At 33.7% G+C, this 21312-nt stretch carries 20 protein-coding genes; 4 read left to right on the forward strand and 16 right to left on the reverse strand.

What is annotated here, in order from left to right:
• Positions 1–209: 209 nt before the first annotated feature.
• Entirely contained in the window at positions 210–986 is a 777-nt protein-coding gene (locus ACYIAQ_RS03065; protein ID WP_483563280.1) for a helix-turn-helix domain-containing protein, read from the reverse strand.
• A 167-nt stretch (positions 987–1153) separates the two neighbouring features.
• Here ACYIAQ_RS03065 and ACYIAQ_RS03070 point away from each other — a divergent pair, with 167 nt between their 5' ends.
• Positions 1154–1327: a hypothetical protein gene (locus ACYIAQ_RS03070; protein WP_158592461.1), complete on the forward strand. Its 174-nt coding sequence runs from the start codon at positions 1154–1156 to the stop codon at positions 1325–1327.
• Between the two features lie 609 nt (positions 1328–1936).
• Here the strand turns inward: ACYIAQ_RS03070 and ACYIAQ_RS03075 are convergent.
• Positions 1937–2782, reverse strand: a complete 846-nt coding sequence (locus tag ACYIAQ_RS03075) for a helix-turn-helix domain-containing protein (protein ID WP_122022540.1) — start codon at positions 2780–2782, stop codon at positions 1937–1939.
• Positions 2783–2987: 205 nt separating this feature from the next.
• Here ACYIAQ_RS03075 and ACYIAQ_RS03080 point away from each other — a divergent pair, with 205 nt between their 5' ends.
• Positions 2988–3623 carry an MFS transporter gene (locus ACYIAQ_RS03080; protein ID WP_483563279.1) on the forward strand — a complete coding sequence of 212 codons (636 nt, stop codon included), beginning with the start codon at positions 2988–2990 and terminating at the stop codon, positions 3621–3623.
• A gap of 68 nt (positions 3624–3691) precedes the next feature.
• Here the strand turns inward: ACYIAQ_RS03080 and ACYIAQ_RS03085 are convergent, their stop codons facing one another.
• Positions 3692–5299, reverse strand: coding sequence for an ABC transporter ATP-binding protein (locus ACYIAQ_RS03085; RefSeq protein ID WP_483563278.1), 1608 nt, complete (start codon positions 5297–5299; stop codon positions 3692–3694).
• A gap of 286 nt (positions 5300–5585) precedes the next feature.
• Here ACYIAQ_RS03085 and ACYIAQ_RS03090 point away from each other — a divergent pair, with 286 nt between their 5' ends.
• Positions 5586–6443 carry a helix-turn-helix domain-containing protein gene (locus tag ACYIAQ_RS03090; protein ID WP_158592460.1) on the forward strand — a complete coding sequence of 286 codons (858 nt, stop codon included), beginning with the start codon at positions 5586–5588 and terminating at the stop codon, positions 6441–6443.
• Positions 6444–7147: 704 nt separating this feature from the next.
• Here the strand turns inward: ACYIAQ_RS03090 and ACYIAQ_RS03095 are convergent.
• Positions 7148–9682 carry a M1 family metallopeptidase gene (locus tag ACYIAQ_RS03095; protein ID WP_483563277.1) on the reverse strand — a complete coding sequence of 845 codons (2535 nt, stop codon included), beginning with the start codon at positions 9680–9682 and terminating at the stop codon, positions 7148–7150.
• Between the two features lie 177 nt (positions 9683–9859).
• Here ACYIAQ_RS03095 and ACYIAQ_RS03100 point away from each other — a divergent pair, with 177 nt between their 5' ends.
• Complete coding sequence (locus ACYIAQ_RS03100) at positions 9860–10213, forward strand: aggregation-promoting factor C-terminal-like domain-containing protein (protein ID WP_483563276.1); 354 nt, start codon at positions 9860–9862, stop codon at positions 10211–10213.
• A gap of 113 nt (positions 10214–10326) precedes the next feature.
• On the opposite strand, the gene ACYIAQ_RS03105 is transcribed toward ACYIAQ_RS03100, so the two are convergent.
• The 12 genes from ACYIAQ_RS03105 to ACYIAQ_RS03160 all read right to left on the reverse strand — a co-directional run bounded on the left by ACYIAQ_RS03105 (position 10327) and on the right by ACYIAQ_RS03160 (position 21237).
• Positions 10327–10572, reverse strand: a complete 246-nt coding sequence (locus ACYIAQ_RS03105) for a hypothetical protein (protein ID WP_483563275.1) — start codon at positions 10570–10572, stop codon at positions 10327–10329.
• A gap of 119 nt (positions 10573–10691) precedes the next feature.
• Complete coding sequence (locus ACYIAQ_RS03110; RefSeq protein WP_483563274.1) at positions 10692–11513, reverse strand: alpha/beta hydrolase; 822 nt, start codon at positions 11511–11513, stop codon at positions 10692–10694.
• Positions 11500–12270 (reverse strand): YibE/F family protein, encoded by a 771-nt coding sequence (locus ACYIAQ_RS03115; RefSeq protein ID WP_483563273.1) that lies wholly within the window; start codon positions 12268–12270, stop codon positions 11500–11502. Before ACYIAQ_RS03115 ends, ACYIAQ_RS03110 begins: the two co-directional genes overlap by 14 nt.
• Complete coding sequence (locus ACYIAQ_RS03120) at positions 12267–13382, reverse strand: YibE/F family protein (RefSeq protein ID WP_483563272.1); 1116 nt, start codon at positions 13380–13382, stop codon at positions 12267–12269. Before ACYIAQ_RS03120 ends, ACYIAQ_RS03115 begins: the two co-directional genes overlap by 4 nt.
• Before the next feature lie 88 nt (positions 13383–13470).
• A complete protein-coding gene (locus ACYIAQ_RS03125) occupies positions 13471–14205 on the reverse strand; it encodes a transcriptional regulator (protein WP_483563271.1) in 735 nt (244 codons plus the stop codon).
• A 27-nt stretch (positions 14206–14232) separates the two neighbouring features.
• Positions 14233–15318, reverse strand: a complete 1086-nt coding sequence (locus tag ACYIAQ_RS03130; protein ID WP_483563290.1) for a D-alanine--D-alanine ligase family protein — start codon at positions 15316–15318, stop codon at positions 14233–14235.
• 254 nt (positions 15319–15572) lie between these two features.
• Complete coding sequence (locus ACYIAQ_RS03135; RefSeq protein WP_483563270.1) at positions 15573–16046, reverse strand: nucleoside 2-deoxyribosyltransferase; 474 nt, start codon at positions 16044–16046, stop codon at positions 15573–15575.
• Between the two features lie 25 nt (positions 16047–16071).
• Positions 16072–16905 (reverse strand): hypothetical protein, encoded by an 834-nt coding sequence (locus tag ACYIAQ_RS03140; RefSeq protein WP_483563269.1) that lies wholly within the window; start codon positions 16903–16905, stop codon positions 16072–16074.
• A gap of 11 nt (positions 16906–16916) precedes the next feature.
• Positions 16917–17600: a TetR/AcrR family transcriptional regulator gene (locus ACYIAQ_RS03145; protein ID WP_122017647.1), complete on the reverse strand. Its 684-nt coding sequence runs from the start codon at positions 17598–17600 to the stop codon at positions 16917–16919.
• 131 nt (positions 17601–17731) lie between these two features.
• A complete protein-coding gene (locus ACYIAQ_RS03150) occupies positions 17732–18712 on the reverse strand; it encodes a ribose-phosphate diphosphokinase (RefSeq protein ID WP_122017646.1) in 981 nt (326 codons plus the stop codon).
• A 397-nt stretch (positions 18713–19109) separates the two neighbouring features.
• The gene (locus ACYIAQ_RS03155; RefSeq protein WP_483563268.1) at positions 19110–20021 is read right to left on the reverse strand and encodes a WxL domain-containing protein; all 912 of its coding nucleotides are present in this window, start codon (positions 20019–20021) and stop codon (positions 19110–19112) included.
• Between the two features lie 232 nt (positions 20022–20253).
• Entirely contained in the window at positions 20254–21237 is a 984-nt protein-coding gene (locus ACYIAQ_RS03160; RefSeq protein WP_483563460.1) for a WxLIP family cell surface protein, read from the reverse strand.
• Between the last annotated feature and the right edge of the window lie 75 nt (positions 21238–21312).

A 21312-nucleotide genomic window follows, 5' to 3' on the forward strand; every position in this document is an offset into this window, starting at 1 on the left:
ATAATTTCGCGTAATAACTCAAACAATGTTGTTTCCTCCTATTCTTTTATATTTTTTATAGTTTTAGTATAGTTTATCCACTGATAAAATTATAAAAAATTTCATATTTGATTAATAATAATCAAATATGAAATTTTTCTAGTTTATGATTATCAACTTTTCTAAGTCTTTGCTATAATCTGGCATGCCTGCTAGCTTAACACTTTCAATTAACTTTTGGGCTCTACTTCCATATATTTGCGATCATGCTCATATTGATATTTAATTATATTGTCAAATATTGGTATTAACATTTTATAAAAAAAGATATCTGGCTGTGTTTTTATTTGAGCCGCATAGTTAACAAATACTTCTGTCTCTTCAAACTTTTTATTTTGAATACAAAAAACCAGCATATTAATAATGATTCCCAAAATTATCTTTTGTATCTTAGTACTAGTTGATCCGATAAATTGTTCTATTATTCTTTTAGATAAGAGCAGATTACTATTTAAATCATAAAAGCTCATAAGATTACAATAAATAATCAAACCATCTTCATCAAAATCAGTAATGCTTAAAATCCGTTCTTTCATTTTATCTATAAGCTTTTGATCTATATGAGTAAAATCTTTGTTGATTACAGCAATGTAAGTATCAATAAGAAACAATTCATCATCCTTATTCGGTAACTCACTTTTTGATACTATATCCCGCAACTGTTTTAGTTCCTGCTTAGAATCGTGATAGTATGCTTCATTAGCCAGCCTATTTATTTGTTGTTTTTGTTGATAAAACGATTTGTCATTTTTACTTAATTTGCCCAAAAAATCGATTAATAGTATTTGATTATAATGCAATAAATTAATCAAATCTTCAGCCGAAATTCTACTTAAACCTCTTTCTACTTTCGTATAAAAAGAAGCACTCATTACATTACCTACCCATTGCTTTTGGGTTTTTCTTTGTTTTATTCTATAATCTTTTAATAACTCCCCAATTGTCATCTTAACCGCCTCTATTCAATGTCACTATATTAACTTTAGCTAATTATATTTTAAGCCACCATACCAATATTGACTTAACATATTGATATGCTACACTAAGTGGATCAATTAATGGCATAGAAAGATACATTAAAATTCCACATACTGCTTTTTAAAATGGATGGCGGATGATAGATGAAAAGATTGCTAAATTAGAAGATGTTTTTACAGTATTAAAAACAGTTGCTCCTTCAATTAGCATTGATAAACACGGTTCTGATTCTGTTAAAATATTTGTGCATACAGAAAAGAGATTTTATCGTTTTAATGAAACATGGAAAAAGCATTCTCAAATTTATTAATCTGTTATATTTACCTATACCGTCTTTAACTTAACATAATATGCATTATCTTAGGTAAGCAAAAAAGCCCGTTAAAGCGGGCTTTTTGTTTTGGTAATTTTTGTTATTTCATAATTAGACCAATCAAAAACAGCTCAGAAATTCTGAGTTGCTTCTGTTATTTTACTTGAGTAACTTATCAAGTATGACAATAATGTCGCTCAATACTTGCTCTGTCTTAATTAAGACTAAGTAAAATAATACTAAGGTAAATATGTCTGACACGCTTTTTCACCTCCTTTACGGAAAGCCAGTCAACTTTCCAAGATGGTGCACATAACGTGCTTATTCATTTTACCAGAATTGGCAATCATGGTATACTTAAGTCACTAAGGTAGTATGTTTAACATGCAACATAGCGTGCAAAGCAAGTTCAGTCACTTGCAATGCCGGCTGAGCGATCCCAAAAGGGTCGCTTTTTTTCTTTTAAAATAAAAAACGCATCCTTCTTAGAGCACGACCAGACGAAAAAGACATTACCACGCTAGGTAATGCCTTTTTATATTATTCTTGAAAATTACACGGTTCATTAATTATGTTGTCTAGCATCAATATGACGGCACCAACACATTAAACTGAAAGCAGGAGTTCTTCTAAATCTTTGCCATAACTTTTCATTCCTGTCATTTCAATCGTTTTAATTATTGCTTTAACGTTCGCAAAACATTTCTGCTCATGCTCATAATGATACTTAATTAAATTGTCAAATGCCACTATGACCGCCTTATAGAAAAAGATTTCTGGTTTAATTTTAACTTGCTTGGCTACTTCAAGGAAAAAACTCGTTTCATCATATCGCTTATCCTGAATGCATATTGTCAACATATTATCAATTATGCTTAAAACTATCCTTTGTATTCTAATTTCATTACTATCAATAAACTGCTCTATTACCTTTTTGGAAATTATTAAATTGCTATCTAAATCATAAAAAGCCATAAAGTTACAATACATACTTAAACTATCCCCATCAAAATTGGAAATACTAAAGACTTTCTCCTTCATCCTATTAATCATATCTTTATCCAAGATCTTAAAGTTATTACCAAGCATTGCTATATATGCATCAATAAATAAAAGATTATCATCTTTATCCGGTAAATCACTGTCGGCAACTATTTTGCGAATTTGTTGCAAATCACTTTTAGAGTTTTGGTAATATGCCTCATTGATCAGTTGTCCTATTTTTAGGCCTTGCTGATAGCGGGCTTGATCGCGCTTGTTTAATTTACTAAAGAAATCAATTAATGGAACTTTATTTACATGTAATATTGCCACTAAGTCTTCTGCAGAAATTCGATGAATATTCTTTTCGACTTTTGAATAAAACGATGGACTTACAATATCGCCGATCCACTCTTTTTGCGTTTTTTCTTTGTTTAAGCGGAATTCTTTTAGTAATTCTCCAATTGTCATCGCTATTTCCTACCTATCTTTAGCTAATTGTCATATTTGACTTTTGATAATCAAATATGACATTTCTCCTCAATTTAATTGTAAACAAAATATACTGTAAATATCTTAGATTTATAACATTATTAAAAATATAGGGAGAAAATCATGGGCATTTTTTTAAAGAATAAGAATTACCGCAATTTTACAATTGCGAGTTGGCTATCTAGTGCCGGCAATATTTTATTTAGCTTTAATGACTTATGCTAGCAAATTGAAAAATTATGCTTTAGCCTTGTCATTAATTTCTATTACTGAGGCTATACCTAATTTATTACAGAGTATTGGCGGATATTTTGCTGATCGGACTAAGAACAAATATCAAATCATCATATTACTAGTAATCATTAGATTTGTACTATATATGATTGTTGGCGTTCTGTTTGTCACCAACATTGCTGGCTGGAATTTAGTATTAATCGTTATTGGTATTAACTTTATTTCAGATATTTCTGGTATGTATTCCGGCGGATTACAAACTCCGTTAATTGTCGACTTGGTGGGCGAAAATGAAATGTCGGAAGCCGCGGGATTTACTAGTGGTGTATCTCAATTAATTACAATGATAGCCCAGTTTGTTGGTTCAGCACTATTATTATTTATGTCATATTCCACTTTAGCCATTGTTAACGCACTAACCTTCTTAGTAGCTGGCTTACTCTACGCCAATATCGCTACCAATGTCAAAACGACAGACCACAAGCAAAAATTACAAACCGTCAATAACCAAAACTTTTTTGTAACTTTGAAGTCCTCACTTACTCAAGTTAAAAAAGCCAATGGCTTAATGACATTGCCATGCTAGGTAATGCTTTTTTATGTCACATATCAATTACGTTCAACTAAAGTTGTATTGAAAAGAGACATCTCCTTTTAATCAATATTATTAACTTTTGTGATATCAATAATATTATCTAATTTTGATGCAATGCTTTCATGTAAATGGTGCGTAATCATAATTAGCGTTATCTTTGGATGAGTAACTAAAGTATTCTCGATGTCCAAAGCTGTATCCTTATCAAGTGCCGACGTGCTCTCATCCATTAATATAATTTTTTTACCTGTTATAAGTCCCCTAGCAAGAGTAATTCTTTGTTTCTCACCTCCAGATAAATTCGATCCTTCTTTACCCAATATTGTATCTAATCCTTGAGGAAGAGAATATACTAATTCTTGTAATGACGAAGACGCAATAGCATTTTGTAAATCTTCATCACTATAATTTAGTCCTAGAGTTATATTATCTCGTAGTGTCTCATTGAAAATATACGGATTTTGATCAATATACACCATATTGTCTCTAATATTATCTGCATTAAGCTTATTGTAATTAATTCCATCATAAGTTACTTCGCCATCATAACTATCAATCCTAGAATTAATTATATTCAATAACGTAGATTTACCGCTCCCACTAGGACCAACTAATGCATACTTTTTCCCTGATTCGAATTCAACATTCAAATTTTTAAAAACATTATGTTGTCCAATAGAATATGTAATGTTAGTTAATTTTATTCCTCTGTGTAACCCATCAATAGGTGTCGGTACTTCTGCCTTATAATTATTTAAATGGAATTTTTCAAAAATGGGCTGTACAGATTTTATTTGCATAATGTTGTTGCCTAATTGTCCTAATCCATTAAATACAGCCCCAGCTAATCCACCAGTACCTCCTAAAGCACCCACAGGAATTAACTTCAGACAAGCTAAGATACCAGTTTGTACAATAATCATAAATTGAGCTAAAACATTAAAAAATGTAATAATAACTTCAATATTTGTTTGTTTCCTAATAGAATCCACTTTTACTTCTTCAAGTTTATGTGACTGTGCTTCTATTTTACTAACGATTAATTTATTTAAACCACTTGAAAATAATACATTGAACCCATCTAATACATCCGTGACTTGTCCTAAAAATTTACCATTCGCTTTTGTAACTGCAATATTTGCTTCTTGCAATTTGCCTGAAAAGAAGCTAGGAACACTGAGTAAAATCATTGACATAATTATAACTGTTACAATCAAAGAATAATGGATTGTTAACAATGCAAAGATAGAAAAAATCACACTAGATATTGATTCAATACTGGCAAAAAAGTTTGTAAATCCAGCTTGTTCAATCATATTTAAATCATTGGTATATTCAGATGAATAAACATTAGTAGGATTCTTATGAAAGTCTAGATAACTAAGATGACTAATGTTCACAGATATATCATGTCTAATAGCAGTACTCATTTTTTGAATAACAATTTGTTGTTGAACGTCTGTTATCCGCATAATAGCTAAATATACTAGCCAAATAATTCCGAACAAAACATACCATTTTAAAAAGTTACCCATATGCAACTTTATAAGCTCATCAAGAGCAAACGCATTAATTAAATTAGTTGATATTTGTAAAAATGACATAATTACTGTCATGGTTATAACAAGCATATTTCTAAATTTATATTGTCTTAGATATCGTTTCATTTTTATTCTCCTCTATAAGTGAATATCTTTGTCAAACAGCTTTAAAATTGTTTTTGGTAACATATACATACATACTTCAAAGTATGAAATGAACGTTTTAAATCTAGATCAATATATTGCTGTGAAGTTTCCAATATAGTTCTATTTTCAATTTTAACTGTTCCATAACATCTACCCGAATTTCCTTTTTATTCTTACTACTGAACAATAATTTCGAAATTAAAGATATCAGAAAAGTGATAAACTTTATTTATAAAAGTCATATATGAAGTTTGAGGATATTACTATGAATAATTTTGGAAACTCTTTGAGAAACATACGAGAAGCAAAAGGCATAACTATTAAACAGGCAGCTAAAAACATTGTTACTCCAGCATTTTTATCAAAATTCGAACGAGGAGAAAGTGAAATTTCCTTCTCAAGATTACTTAAAATATTAGATCATATGAATGTCGATATTAATGAGTTTATCTTAGAAACTAATGATTTCGAAGAACATCCTCAACGTAAATTTTTAAAAAAATTAATTGATGCTGCCAATAATAAGAGTATTACGATATTTGACAACCTTGAAAAAAATGAAGCTCTACTGTACACCAAGGATGATAATTTGCGGCATAAGCACAATATTTTATTATGTCACTTATATAAAAGTGAGATCACTAATACACCTCCCGAAAAAGATGACTGGATGCCAATAAAAAATTATTTAATGGGTGTAGAAGATTGGGCTTATTATGAATTTCTATTATATGCAAATTCTTTATATTTTCTACCAACAGAAATCATAGAACTAGTTAGTAAATCAGCATATCAAAAAGGTATGCGCTATTTATCATTAAACGACAATAAAAATGGACTTATTGATACCCTACTCAATACTATAGAAACTTTGCTAACCAGAAATGAAACCAAATTAGTCATTGTATACATTAAATTATGCGAAAATCTCATACAATCACCTGATTTAATGTTTGAAAGAGTTCGATTGATATTTTATAAGGGAGCTCTCCAATATTTAACAGGAGATAGCGAACTGGGAATTTCTAAAATGAACGAAGCAATTCAAATCATGCAACTTACAAATTTTAATGGTAACGATATTAAAAATTTTGAAGATTTTAAAAATATTATTTCAAAATAAACTATATGACTTTTTCTTCTATATCTAGGATTAAATCTATCTAAGATAATCCTCAAGAAGTTAAGCTTAACAACTTTAATAACAAGGTACTTAGTCTCGTGAAAGATACAAATATCTATGAAGAAAGAGATAATTCTGAAGTTCAAGAACACACTTTTATCCTTTGTAGCAATATTTAATTAATTTATAAAAAGCCCGTCAAAGCTGGCTTTTTATTTTTTGAATTTTTTTAATTTCATAATTAGACCAATCAAAAAAAGGCAGAGAATTACTCCACCTTTTTCCCTGTATTACTTAAACAGTTTGTCTAGAATCATAAATAAATCATTCAGCACTTGCTTAGCATTTGACAGCACAGAATACAGTAAAAATAAGATAATAAAATATCGTGCACGATTCTCACCTCCTTAGGAGAGCTAGCTAAACTCTCCAAGATGACACATAACATGCATATTTTATTTTACCAGATATAGATTTTCGTGCTACAATTGACTTAGAAATAAGAGAATGTATCGTATGTACGATAAACGTGTAGCAAGTTAGCTACTTGCAAGCCGGCTGAGCGATCCCAAAGGGTCGCTTTTTGGTTTCTTTTTAAAAAAATCGTAGCCTCAAGAACACGACAAACGAAAAAATAAGCAAAAGTCCAATAGACTAATGCTTATTTTTCATTAACAAAATTTAATAAAAAGCCTTTTTACTAATTATTTAATAACTGCTTTAATTGCTTGATTAACTGCAGCTTGTTCACGTTTAATTAAGTCTACCCTAGTAGCAATTACTTTAGTATCCATTTGAATTTCACGACCCAAGCCTGGCTGATCAATCTTTGGAACAAAGAAGTCACTAAATTCTTGCAATCTATTTGCAGTATGGAAAACACGAGCAGTAACGGTGATATAAGTAGTAAATTCCATATCTCCGCCCACTTTTTCTTCAAGCCAAGACCAACGATTACGTAGCCAATCCCAAGCAGCTTGTTCACCTTTGGGATTAGACAAGATATTGAAATACCAAGAACGTAAATCTTGCGGTTTAATAATGTCTGAATTTTCAAAAGCTGCAACAATCTGCTGAATTTCACTTATATCCTGTGAATTAGTTATAGCTGCAAGCAAGTCACTCTTATAGTATGGATCAACCGTAGTTTGGTACTCATTGATTAATTGTTCGACTAAGCCTGACCGATGATAATTCTTAACTTCATTAATTAAAACATATGGTCGAATCGAGGCTTCTATTTTACTTAAGCTGTTCTCATTAGCAGTAAAGATATGGTGACCGGCTTCAATAATCGTTGAATTTCCAGCATAAAGGGCTGCAGATAGCTCCAATGGTCTAATCAATAAATCATCAGAACTATCAGTTGGCTTCGTCTGCCAGCCTAATGCTGCAATTTTATTTTCTGATAAAAGATTATATAAAAGCTTTAAATTCTTTTCTTCCTCTGAACCAGTAGTGGTAAATTTGCGAAGTTCACGAGCTGCATTAAACAGTGCATTAATTACAATATAAGATTTTGACGTAGCAAATTTTGCCAATAATGGTACTATTTCAGCATAAGAAATTTGGTTACCCTCTGCTAAAAGTCCAAGATCTTGTAACAATTGTAATTGATCAACAGCTTTAAGTTCGTTAAAGTTGGCCATAATATCGGTCATTAATGTTTGATCATAGTTAACGATAAAGTGCGAACTATTTCCCACATTAATTCGTAAAGCATGACCAGCACTAGCGCGTAGTTCCTTATAATTTCCAAGATCAACTTGTTTATTTGTCATAATTTGCGGTGCTTTAAAGTTAGCATTTAACGGAATAGCCCACGTTCTTTGAGCATCTTTTCCTTCGCCAATAAAGAATTGCTTTTGGCTTAAAATCAAATGTCCAGCTTGATTGACCTCGGCACTAACAACAGGATAACCTGGTTGATCAAGCCAAGTGTGCATAATCTTGCCAATATCCAAGTTAGTTGCTGTCGACAAGGCATTCCAAAGATCATCACCGGTTGCATTGCCAAATTGATGTTGATCAAAATAATACTTCAGACCCTTACGTAATGCATCGTCACCTAATAAAGCTCGAACCATTACCAACATCCGTGAACCTTTAGCATAAACGATTGCACTATCAAACAACGAATCAATATCAGCCGGATGTTCGACTTCCACATGAACTGATTGGACACCATCGGTTGCATCTCGTTTTAACGCTGCAGGTACTTCAGAAATTTGATAAGTATTATCCCAAATATGCCACTCAGGCTCTAAAGCATCTACTGAAACATATTCCATCATGTTGGCAAAACTTTCATTAAGCCACAAATCGTCCCACCACTTCATGGTTACTAAATCTCCAAACCATTGATGTGCTAATTCATGAGCGATAACTGTAGCTACATAAGCTTTTTGATCAACTGTGGCATTATCTGGATCTAATAAGACTGCTGCTTCACGATAAGTAATTAAGCCCCAGTTTTCCATTGCCCCAGCTGAAAAATCTGGTAAAGCTAATTGCCATGAATGAGGCAATGGATATTTAGTCTGATAAAACTCCTCGTAAAATTCTATTGCACGTTTAGCAATACCTACCGCAAAGTCCAATTCTTTAGCTTGATGAGCCTTGGTAGCAAAAACACCTACCTTAACGCCATCTTTAGTTTCCGTTACCTTTGATTGTAATTCACCAAAAGCAAAGGCAATCAAATAACTGGACATTTTAACCGTCTTTTCAAAGTAGTGAACCCCATTTTCAACTTTAATTTCCGGCATGTTGGCTAATGTCGTTTCTCCATCATGTTCATCATATTTAATAGCAAGAGAAAAAGTTGCTTTAGCTTCGGGTTCGTCAACACATGGAAATGCTTGACGGGCGGCAGTTGTTTCAAATTGTGTTCCAATAATTTGTTTCTTTACACCATTGATCATGTAGTAAGAAGGATATATTCCCATCATTGTGTCCGTCAATGGGGCAGTATACGTGATTTCAACTGTAGTCTTACCAAGATGACCTAAGTCAATCTTAATTGTTTCAGTTTCATCGCTAACAGTAAATGGCAATTCTTGGTCGTTACTCTTTACAGACATGATTGTCATATATTTTTGATTAACAAAAATTGTTTCTTCTAAGGCCTCACCAGTAATAGTTGAGGTCCCCTTAATTGTTTTTTGTTCACGATTTATATCTAGATATAAATCATAATGCTCAGGCTGAAAAACTTCGTATAAATGTTTTGCTAACATAATCTACCTCCTAAATAATATTGTTATTGTAAATTCTACCAAACCTAAAGGTAAATAGCATTAAAACTTGATTGTAAGGCATGCGTGTTCTTTCTGTAACAGCAATGACACATTAATTATGTAATATGATAAAGAATAATAAGTTAAACTATTTATGGGGAATTAAAGAAAAATAAAATGAAGAAAAGTAAAAGTCTTATTTATGAATTAATCGCCGCGCTTGCGTTATCATTCAGTTTTATCAGCATTTTTGAAACAACAAATAACCAAAACATTCAAACTGTTCAGGCAGCGCGGAAATTATCTAAAAGAGAACGTGCTGCTAAAAAGTGGATTGCAAACCACGAATCAGGTGGCAGATATGATGCTCAAAATGGCGTTTGTTATGGCAAATACCAACTTAACCTAGCTTATTTAGGTGGCGATCACTCTCCAGCAAACCAAGAACGTACAGCTGATAATTACGTATACAGCCGATATGGTTCTTGGGTTAACGCTAAAAATTTTTGGATAATCCATCACTGGTACTAAAAATTTACTCAATTCTCCAATTAAAAAAATAGACTGGTAATTAACTAGTCTATTTTTTATTTAAAACAAAAACAGCACACCAAATGGCGTGCTGTTTCATATTTTCTACTAAGTTATGCTTTATAGCGCATTATACGTACCTTACTTGAACTCAACCAACTTGCAAAAAATGCAAATCCAAAAAATATCAATGCAATAATTGCAATAACAACAATCAAATTGTCGGTACCTGTTCGGGCAATTAGTTGTTCATCGTTTAATAAATAATCTGACTCATTAACTTGATTACACAATCCAAAGAATAACATGATTAGACTGCTCAATGTTAATAAGCCATTAATTACTGTCAAAGATTTCATCTTAACTAGCTTCAAAAAATCATGTCCTTTCTCTCGATTTAAGTATATAATTATATACTTTCATTTAAAAAAAGCAAGATATGTGCGTGAAAAACTTGACATTTATTATTTCTTCAAGATTATTTTGACCACTCACTTGTAAGCCATTCTTGGGCTAACTCAAACCAGTGTGCAGCATGCGGATTAGCCTGCCATTCACGACCCTTAATTGTCATATCTTCACGTCCTAAAGAAAAACCATGACCACCACGGTTGAATAGATGAGCTTCACAAGAAACCTTATTTTCATGTAAAGCATCCAGATATTCTAATGTGTTTGTTACTAAAACAATTGGATCATCCCAAGCATGAAAAATAAATGTCGCTGGTGTCTTGGGCGTCACACCTAATGCACTATCTTTGACGAATTCATCTCCTGGTACCTTGTCTTCTTCGTCATCCGGTATAGCAAAACCAATCTTATCTAAATTGATTAACGGATAACCTAATATTGTTTTATTTGGTAAAACTGTACTACTCTTAAATCCAAATTCATTTTGATATTTAGAAGAATTAGCAATACTATTAGCAAAACTTGCAACATGTCCACCAGCTGAAAAACCAATTGTTACAATCTTTTCTGGATCAATTTGGTAATCACTAGCATGATCGCGAAAATATTTTACGGTTGTTAAAACATCTAATCCCGCATCGGGATAGATATCTCCATCATCTTGGACAAGATTATACTCCATCACGACACTGTTAAAGCCGCAATTATTAAATGCTAATGCTACTGGCTCGCCTTCTCGCTTAGAGAGATGATCAAAACTACCGCCTGGAATAACGATAGCCAAAGGATGCTGAGGAGTAACTAAATCACCAATTGAAGCTAACATATAGGGATGAATCTTAAATTTACGCCCATTAAAATTAGTTAATTCTATTTCATTTACCTTCATTTTTTACCTCGTGCTTTACCATGTTTCTTGTTAAAAAAACAGTCGTTAGTGGTACTGTTAATAATACACCAATTAGTGAATATGTTATAACTAAAATCTCATTGACAAACATCTTTTCATTCACAATTTCACCAATTGTGTAATTTAAACGAATGTACCACAAAAATAATGATAAAAAGCTACCGAACATCCCAAATAAAATGGTATTCATCGCTGTCCCTAAAACATCATTACCGATTTTACTACCACTAATCGCTAATTGTTGGCGAGTAATCATTGGATTATGCTTTTTGATTTCCAGTAGTCCCGAACTCATGGCAACTGCTGCTTCAGCAACTGCACCTAGACAGGAGAAAATAGCTACCGCAACTGCAATTAATGGGTAGCTCAAGCCGGGCATTTGTGATAAACCAACCAGTATTTCACCAGCTTCGGGACCGAGTCCAGCAGCCTGTGCCAACCATTCAAAAACTAAAATCAAGCCACTAACTGCAAGACAAATACATAATGCCGAATAAAATGAATTTTTAGCTACTTGATAATCATGAGTTCCTAAAAAGATAATTGTAACTAACTTAAGTGGTATAAAAATTAAAATTAAAATTGGAATATTAATTCCCCAAGAAATTAGTAGTGCCAGTAAAATCAATAATAAAGTATTAATTAAAACACTAAAAAAGCTGCGAATTCCCGTTTCTCCACCAATTATTGTCATTAGAAATGCTAAAACAATTAACAAAGCAACTAGTGTACTCATTTTTGATCACTCGCTTTCCACCAATCATTTTTTAAAAATAACAAACTGCATCCTGTTGCAAAAACAACGGTTAACACAATTCCAATAGCAGAAACTACACTTTGAGTAACGCCAAGTGATAATGTAAAGCCAAAAGTTGAACTTAAACTATTGTTATCACGCAAATAAATAATCGTTAATGGCAATGCTTCAGACATAAAAATTAAAACTAAAACATTAATCAATGGCCCCATTATTTCCTGTCCCATAGTTCGGCCACTTATAATTAATTGCTTAGCCGTTAGCTCTTTTTTAGTTTGAATTAACTCATATAAACTAGAAATAATATCAGTTGCCTCATCCATCACTGCGCCTAAAATTCCCAATAAAGTTTGTGCAAGAAAAATTCCTCGTGGATCTTGGGTCGCATAGTCACCCGTTTCATATTTGATTTCAGATTCCCCAGTCAAGCGCATGATCAAATAACAAAGTGCAAACGAAACAAAAACTCCTAATAATGTAGCTAACCATGTAACCAGCATTTTTCGATTGAGCCCTTGAACTATTAGCAAGCTAAAGAAGGAAAAAATTACATCCCCTAAACCGAATAATAAGACAACATAAGCACCATTTAATTTAATATCTAGCAGAATAACTATATAAAACAGTACCCAACTAAGTGTCATGGATAAAATTAACCCTACTGCCTGCTTGCCAGAGATAGCAATCATTAAGGTAATCATTACCGTTAAAGCAAGAACAATAACCCAATCTCTTTTTGGATTTTGAATAGTAAGATCTCCATTTTTAATACTAACAAAAACTCGTTGTCTGCAACGATACTTCTGGGTTACTAGTTGTGATGGGTAGTAAAGATTAGTTGCTGTAAATTTTTTATTCTTATATTTACCAGATAAAATTTTTAGATGTAAAATTTGCTTTCGAGTCTCATCCTTGTTGTCATAAACATCTTTACTCTTCTCTACTAAAGTATCTTTAATAGTAGTATCAGTAATTAAAGCTACATCATTTCGATGATAAATTTCTGTAGCAAAGTATGTGCATGCAGTTAAAATAAGTCCAATGAAACCAACAATTACTGCTAAAAGATAGCGTTGCTTAATTTTTTTCAATGTCAGCCTCCATATCTATTCTTCTTACTTTAACTCATAAGTAGTCACATACTAGTTAAGTTTATCTAAAAGAATTAATCATTTTCAGTTATAGATTAATAAATCGTTGCCACCAGTGACTCTTTTCGGGTTCCACTTGCATATCGGCTAAGGTGCGATATTCATTAGATGTAGAACTCTTTTGAGCATTTTCTTGAGCTTTAGCTAGAATTTCTTCGTGAACTTGCTCACTTGATTTATGTTGATCATGAATAATCTGTGACCTCTTTTCGGCTACTGTTATGGATTCAGAATCTTTTTGATCATCCAAGTCATTATCTACAATGCCAGAAATATCAGGTAAATAAGCAGTCAAATCGTGCTCCTGCTTATTCGACTTTTCTAACAACTCTTTATTTTGGGCCTCAATTCGATTCATTTGTTCTTGTAAATCTTTGAGCGCCGTATTTTGCTGCATAATTGTCTGTTGCAATGCATTAAGCAATTTCATTGTCTGTGGCGCAGTCATTGTTTCCTGATTATGAGAATCGATTCCACCGATTGAATTTTGATTTTGCTCACTAACCGCAAATATTTGTTGAGCTGCTTCTTGCAGGGTCAGCCCGTTTTCTTGAGCCAATTTATGAAAATCTTGTAAGTCCTGAACATCTTGCTTGCTATATAATCGAGCCTTCTGCTTAGTTCTTGGATAATAATCAGGGCGACCGGTGACTCTTTCAACAATTAGTGAATACTTTCGTAATGTAGCAACACTAACATGCAATTTTTTTGCAGTCGCAGCCGGCGCCGTTAATTCTTCAAAATTATGCTTATCACTAGCCATAAATTATTACTCCCTAGCACAATCTACTTAGCCTATTTTATGTAGCAACGTTTTTTTATGTGCATATCTATGTTGAGCGTATTCAATTAATCGAGTAATTAAATCTGTATATGCTATTCCGGCTTCTTCAAACAGCTTAGGGTACATACTAATGTTAGTAAAACCTGGTAAGGCATTAACTTCTGTTAAAATGATTTTCTGGTCACTCGCACGCAAAGTAGAATCAACACGTGCCATACCACTACATTCAGTTACTTGATAAACCTTTAAAGCATTGGCTTTAACTTGCTTAATAATATTATCATGTAAATTTGCTGGTATTTGCAAAGCAGTAGTTGAATCATCATCATACTTGTTTTCGTAGCTATAGAATGTGCCTTCAGCATTAATAATCTGACCGACACCAGAAACTATCGGCTGATCATTACCCAATACAGCTGTTTCAACTTCAGTTCCATGAATTGTTTCTTCAATTAATACCTTGTCATCATACCGAAACGCATCGGCTAAGGCAGCGTCAAATTCTTCTTTATTGGTTACGTGATGAACGCCTACAGACGAGCCCTGATTAGACGGCTTAACAAATAAATCATTACCTAATTTAGCGCTAATTTTATCATAATCTTGCTTCCAATTATCTTTTTCCTGATATTCAAAACGTTTGATTGCAATCCAATCAGCCACTGCCACGCCAGCACGTTGAGCCAAAATTTTGGTGAACTCTTTATCCATTGTTACCGCAGAGGCTAAGACATCATCACCAACAAACGGCTTATCTAAAATCCGAAATAATCCTTGTAAACTACCATCTTCGCCCAGATTTCCGTGTACTATGGGAAAGAAGACGTCAATTTCAGGTAGCTCGGCTAATGAATTCAAATTAGAAATATTATTAACTTGATGGGGATTTTTTACCGTATAATGTGGATTTTCTAATACTTTCAGCGAATCTTGTTCATTGGCAATATAGCCATCATTGGTAACCCAAATCGGGTGTACATCAAATTTTCTTTTGTCAATTGCATTATATATATTATGGCCTGACATAATTGAAACTTCATATTCAGATGAATTTCCACCAAAAATAAGACCAACTTGTGTTTTCTTACTCATCATTTTTACCTCTTAGTTATTATTCTAACTGCTTAATTATACGGCAATAACTTACTTAAGAACGCTATTTTTTCGAATTTTAGAAATATTTTTCCCATTAGTAACAAATATTCTTTAAATAAAAAGAACAGATATCTTAACTCTGTTCTTCTACATTTTAAATGTTTTTATCTTTGTTATTAAATATTAACGCGATACTTTCAAAATAAACTTGGTTATCTCATTTAGAGCAAATTTCATCAAGCATCTAATTATTATAAGTACTTGGCAACAGCGGCTAATAAATCTGCTTCACTATTCACTATTGTACCATTCAATTTAATTAAACCGGTCGTATATAAATTAACATAATGAAATTGATTTTCAGCTATCTGACTTAAGGCAGATAACTTCTGCTTATTGTCACTACCTTGCTGACGAGTATCCGTATATAATCCCACAATTGGTATTTCTTTAGCATAAGCAACTCCAATCTCGCTAGCAACACCATTATCAATAGTATTACCATCTAAAATTGCTACCACCAAATCGCTTTGAACTAGTTTTTCAGTATCCGCCAAGGCAATCATTTTTGAATCAGCATAAGCCTGCTTATCATTAATTTCATTGTTTTCTTGTGGTAAATATAAATCGATCGCATCACTTAACTGCCGAATTTTAGCTGTTAACTGAGCATTATAATTAATTTCTGCTTGTGAGAATAGAGCATTGGCAAAATAAATTTTCATGATTATTTCCTTTAAATATAATTGGCTAATTATTAGGTGAACTAATTTCCCATGGAATTGCGCTTAAAATGTAAATAATTACACCCACAATTACAAAGTCCAAGAAAATACCGCTACTAATTTCTAACACATAGCCTAAAACTGCCAACCCTTCAACATTAAAAATTACTGGCACGAGGGCCATCATACCAGAAATGAGAATCAACCAAAAACCAGCCCACATTACTGCTGCCGTAATGATATGCGTTAATTGCTTAGAAGTCATTATTGCACTTATTTCTTTAATTATGGAACGAAGACTAATAATCGCCATCACAATTAAAATAAAATTCATGAACAATAAGCCAAAAGCAATATTTCCGCCTAAAGTAACAGTACTCAAATTAAAGGCATCCGCTACCTCATAGGGTGCATTCTCTCCTAATTTATTTAATTTCAACCGCACTAATTGCGCATCGCTCGATGAGCCTTGGTCAATATTTGAATCAATATCTTTCAGTATCTGCTCTGCAAGCCTTCTATTACTAACTTTAAACCAAGGAAATCCTAAAGCATAATCAATAATATGATCGGCAATTGGCTGAGTCTGCTTTGTAGTTAATAAATTTGCATTACCATTTTTATTGGCTCCAATTGTTTCGGCCAGTACATCGAAATGCTTATTGACCTGTCTAACAACAACAACTTCATTATTATTGTTCCTAAGTTGCCCTTTCATAAAAAAGGGATTAAGAAAAGTTATAGTAACCATTACTAACGTTACAATTATAAAAATTATAAAGGACATAATCTTCTTATAGTTAATTTCATGATCTTGTCCAGTTGGTTTGCGCAAATTAGTTCGCGCGCCATTTGCCATATCTTTCCCTTCTAACAGACAATATCTTTGCCCTCATCAAACATGGTATCAATTTCATGGTGAATTGATTTTATATCAACGGCAGCAATAATCTTGTGCCCATCATTAAGACTTTCAGTAATTTGCTTTTGTGTACAGTGTAAGAAACTATACATTAATGAACCAGTAGCATAATCAGCCATTTGTTCTGCAGAAAGCGCAAATCTCTTACTATTATTATATAATCGTCCAACTCCAGTAATAACAAAAGCTAAGCCACATTGAACTTCATTTAAGTCAAATGTAGTTTCATCAAAGATTTGTTTTTCCTTAATCCAGCTTGCTAGAATCTGCAACCAATTATCAAGAGTCTCATTGCTACTAAAAACTTCAGTAATAATCCGCTTAAGACCATTATCATAAATGCCTAACATTGCAACTGTATAAATAAATGCTTTGGTTCGTGCCCCAATATGACCACTTTCAGCATCATAAATACTTCTTACTTGAGCATCTAAAGTATTAAGTATATTTCTAATTATATCATCTGTCAGCTTAGCTTTATGTGGATAGTATGACTGTAAAAGTGACTTAGAAATTCCTGACTTTTCTGCAATCATTTGAAAAGAAACATTATCCATTCCATTTTTCCTGATTAATTGAAAAGTATTCCTTAAAATAATTCTTCGTCTTTTATAATTTTTTCGTCTTGCCATAATGGTTCTTCTCTTCCTATACATTTCTTTTTAATTATACCAATGATATAAAATAAATAAATAAAAAGATACCAATATAACTTCAACAATATAGTCGCTTTATATTATAGTAACAAATAAACGTCTTTGCTTTATTTTAATTCGCTTTCGCTCAGCAAGTGCATAGAACGATCATTATAAACATAATTAATTCCACGAGCCAACAATAAATCAACTGAAATTCGAACCATTCTGTCTGGGTAATGATTATGCTTAATAGTATCAGTAACGACAATTTGTTCAATTGGCAATTCGTTTAATACTTCAGTTGCATTCTGTGAAAGTAACGCATGTGTTGAAGCAACATAAACTTTTTTTGCCCCTGCCGCCATTACCGACTTAGTTGAGGAAGAAATTCTTGATCCGGTATCAATTAAATCATCAACTATAATACATTTCTTATTTTTAACATTACCGATCACATCATGAACATCTGTGTCATAACGTGCCCGACGTTGATCAACAATTGCAATTGGAGCATCAAATATTTGACCAAAATTTCGGGCCAACTTAGCCCCTGAGTGATCAGGCGAAACAACTACAATATCATCATCATCTGTAGTCGCAATTCCATTATCAATAAAATATTGCGCTAACAGTGGCATTGCATGCAAATGATCAACCGGAACATTATAGAAACCTTGAATTTGGGCGGCATGCAAATCAAGTGCAATTAAGTGATCCATTCCAGTAATTTGAAGCAAATTGGCAACTAACTTACCAGTAATCGGTTCACGTGAACGTGTCTTAGTGTCAGAACGTGAATATGCCAAATACGGTACAACAACATTAATGCGATGTGCAGATGCTCGATGAAGGGCATCCAAAACAATTTCTAATTCCATAAAGTTTTCATTTACAGGATCTTGAATTGATTGAATAACGAAAACATCACACCCTCTGACACTTTCACCAATATTAACCTGAATTTCACCATCACTAAAATGTTGAACGGCGGTTTCAATTAACGGCTTTTTCAAAATTGTAGCAATCTTTTCATTCAAAACCGGGTTTCCACTTAACCCAATTAATTTCATTGGGTGCATCAATTGAAGAATTTCTTCTTTGTTCATAACTACCTCTTTATAAAAATACCATCTATTTAGTCTATTATAACCAAAAAAGTGCCAAGTGCCTAGGAAATGGGTAAAATGAATCAAAAAGCTGGTCTCTTTTTTCATTAATTAATTTGTTATTTGATTAGGTAAGAAAACAAGACTCATATTTAGTTTTGTTATGTTATTAAAAACTATTTTATTTAATCGCTTTTATGGAAATTGTTCTACAAAAAGGTGCTCAAGCATAAAACTTGAGCACCTTTTATAAAATTATTATTATTATTACCTACCAACAAACTTTCTTAAATTTTAATTTAAGAAAATCAGGCAAAATTTGCAGGTATAAGTGAAAATATATTGTCTAATTAATTGTTATTTAGTAAGTATCTTGACAAAACACAAAATCTTACGTTTACTTAATTCCCGTGGATAAAGTCCAAGTTAGTGAGGTCGTATATGTTCCCTTTACGATATTGGCATCTGTTGGTAAAGCTAATTGAATATCACTCGGGGTCCAAGCAAAAACTTCTGCCCCGCTACCAGTAGCAGCTTTTGCGGTTGCAACCTGAACTGCAGTACTGTCGGCAGCTAAATTAACCTTCAAATTTTTAATCACATTATCAGCCAGCCAAGTCTGTGCAGTACTAAAACTTTTATCCGCCTTATTTCCTGTTAGTGCAAAAACGTCTTGTGTTGTGCCAGCTGCAGTATTGTTAAAAGCCAACGTAGCCCCGGCAATTGTTTTAGCATTAGCGTCTTTGCCAGTGGTCAGCGGGCCATCGGCTTTGACGCTTAATTGCCAATCTCCTGAATGACCATCACTCTTATCATCAGTGTCTGTACGGTCTCTTTGCTTATCAATCACTGTTACCCAAGTCTTGCCATTAACATCACTTAACTTAGAATCAGTAGTAGAAAGCTTCGGGGTCTGGTTATCTGCCCCAGCATATCCAGGATGTACATCATTACCGGTACTATTTAAGTTCATACCAGCTGCTGTAAAGATCGGAGCAGCGGGATCAAACTTAGTATGACTACCAAAGTCCAGCACTGCGGGCACGTATTGTAAACGTAAGTATCCGACGCCATCATCTGGTTTATTTGGATTATCTGGGTTAGGGTTTGGATTTGGGTTAGCGTCTTGGTCCTGGCTAAAGCCTATTCCTACCGTACTATGATTGGTATCTGGTAAGGCTTTACCGTCGTTCATTTTTGCATTGCCTTCTTGGGTTTTAGCTTGAATAATGGCCGGGGTAGCGGCCGCTACGCTCGACAAGACCGTAGCACTTGTCATTACCATACTGGCTATTTTAGTTAATTTCATCTTGAAGTTCCTCCTTCAATACATATTTTTCATACACAACTAATCATCTTGCAATGATTATTCCAACGATTGTTTACTAATTAATAAAGATTGATCGTCTTCCAAGTATTAAAATCGTTATATGTTTTGATTGTAAAGTACAGACACGTCGCAAAGGCAATTGCTAAGAGAATGGACAATCCCAGCCAAAACCACTGCACGCGGCGGTAGGAAAATTTTGCGATCAATGCTTTCAAATACTATCACCTCCTTTAGTGCGCGGCCGCAACATGAAAGTCCAAACCAAACCGCCGAGACTTAACACCAGGAAACCCCCGCAAATAATCGTGGCATACAGCCAATAATTAATCGGCTTCTTAACGGCACGGTCATTGATTGTCTTAACCTGGGAATTATTTACCTGCATGGTTTCGTTAAAGGTCCAGCTTACCGGGAAGCGATTCTGCGTGTTCAAGCCTTTCAGGGTGACTTTAATCTGATAGGTGCCAGCTTTGAGCGCATCATAGCTCCAGGAAATGGGCAACACAATGCGCGAATTAGGGGCAATCATAAAGTTGTTGGCGTTAAAGGTGCGCACCTCGCCACCAGCTTCTCCTATTGCTACTTTGACGTTAGCTTGGGAGATAGCCATGGGGGCAATGTTACGCAAGGTAACTCCTAAAGCGGGGTGGCGGTTAAAGAGCATCGGCTTGGTTTTGGCGTATTTCACCTTGGGAAAGACCTGATAGTTCTGTCCGCGTAAGACAATTCCTACGGAATAGGCGTAATTAGAAGTAATCATGCCGCCCTTAGTTTTGGGCGTCTTGGGGTGTTCGACAAAGTGCCAATCGCCATAGATCATGCCATCAAAGCGCTCTTTAGGCAGCTTAACGGTGGCACTGATAATGCGGGATTGCTTCGGCCCTAACTTAAGCTTCTCGTCGCCTCGATACAGCGTGATCAAGGTAGTTAAAGGATGCTTTAAACTAGGATCAAGCGCTTTAGTCTGGGGCGTAAAATCAATGCCGCCCCCATCTTGGGTATAAGCATTACGCAAATTAACCCGCACTGTAATGGTCTTAGAGGCAAAATTTTGGACTTGCATTTTAATGACATGAGTAGAGTTTTTCCGATAAGCTAAATTAAAGTAGTTGAGGGTCGTATCGACCTGCTCTTCTGGGAAAAGCGGCCTAACTTCAAAGTCGGTACTATCATCTGATTGAGCGGCTGCTACCATGGTTTGCGGGGTTAACCAAATTGCCAAGACCAAAATTAAACCCAGCCACCAACGTTTTCTACCTTGCAAAAATTA

Source organism: Lactobacillus sp. X-49 (assembly GCF_057063645.1).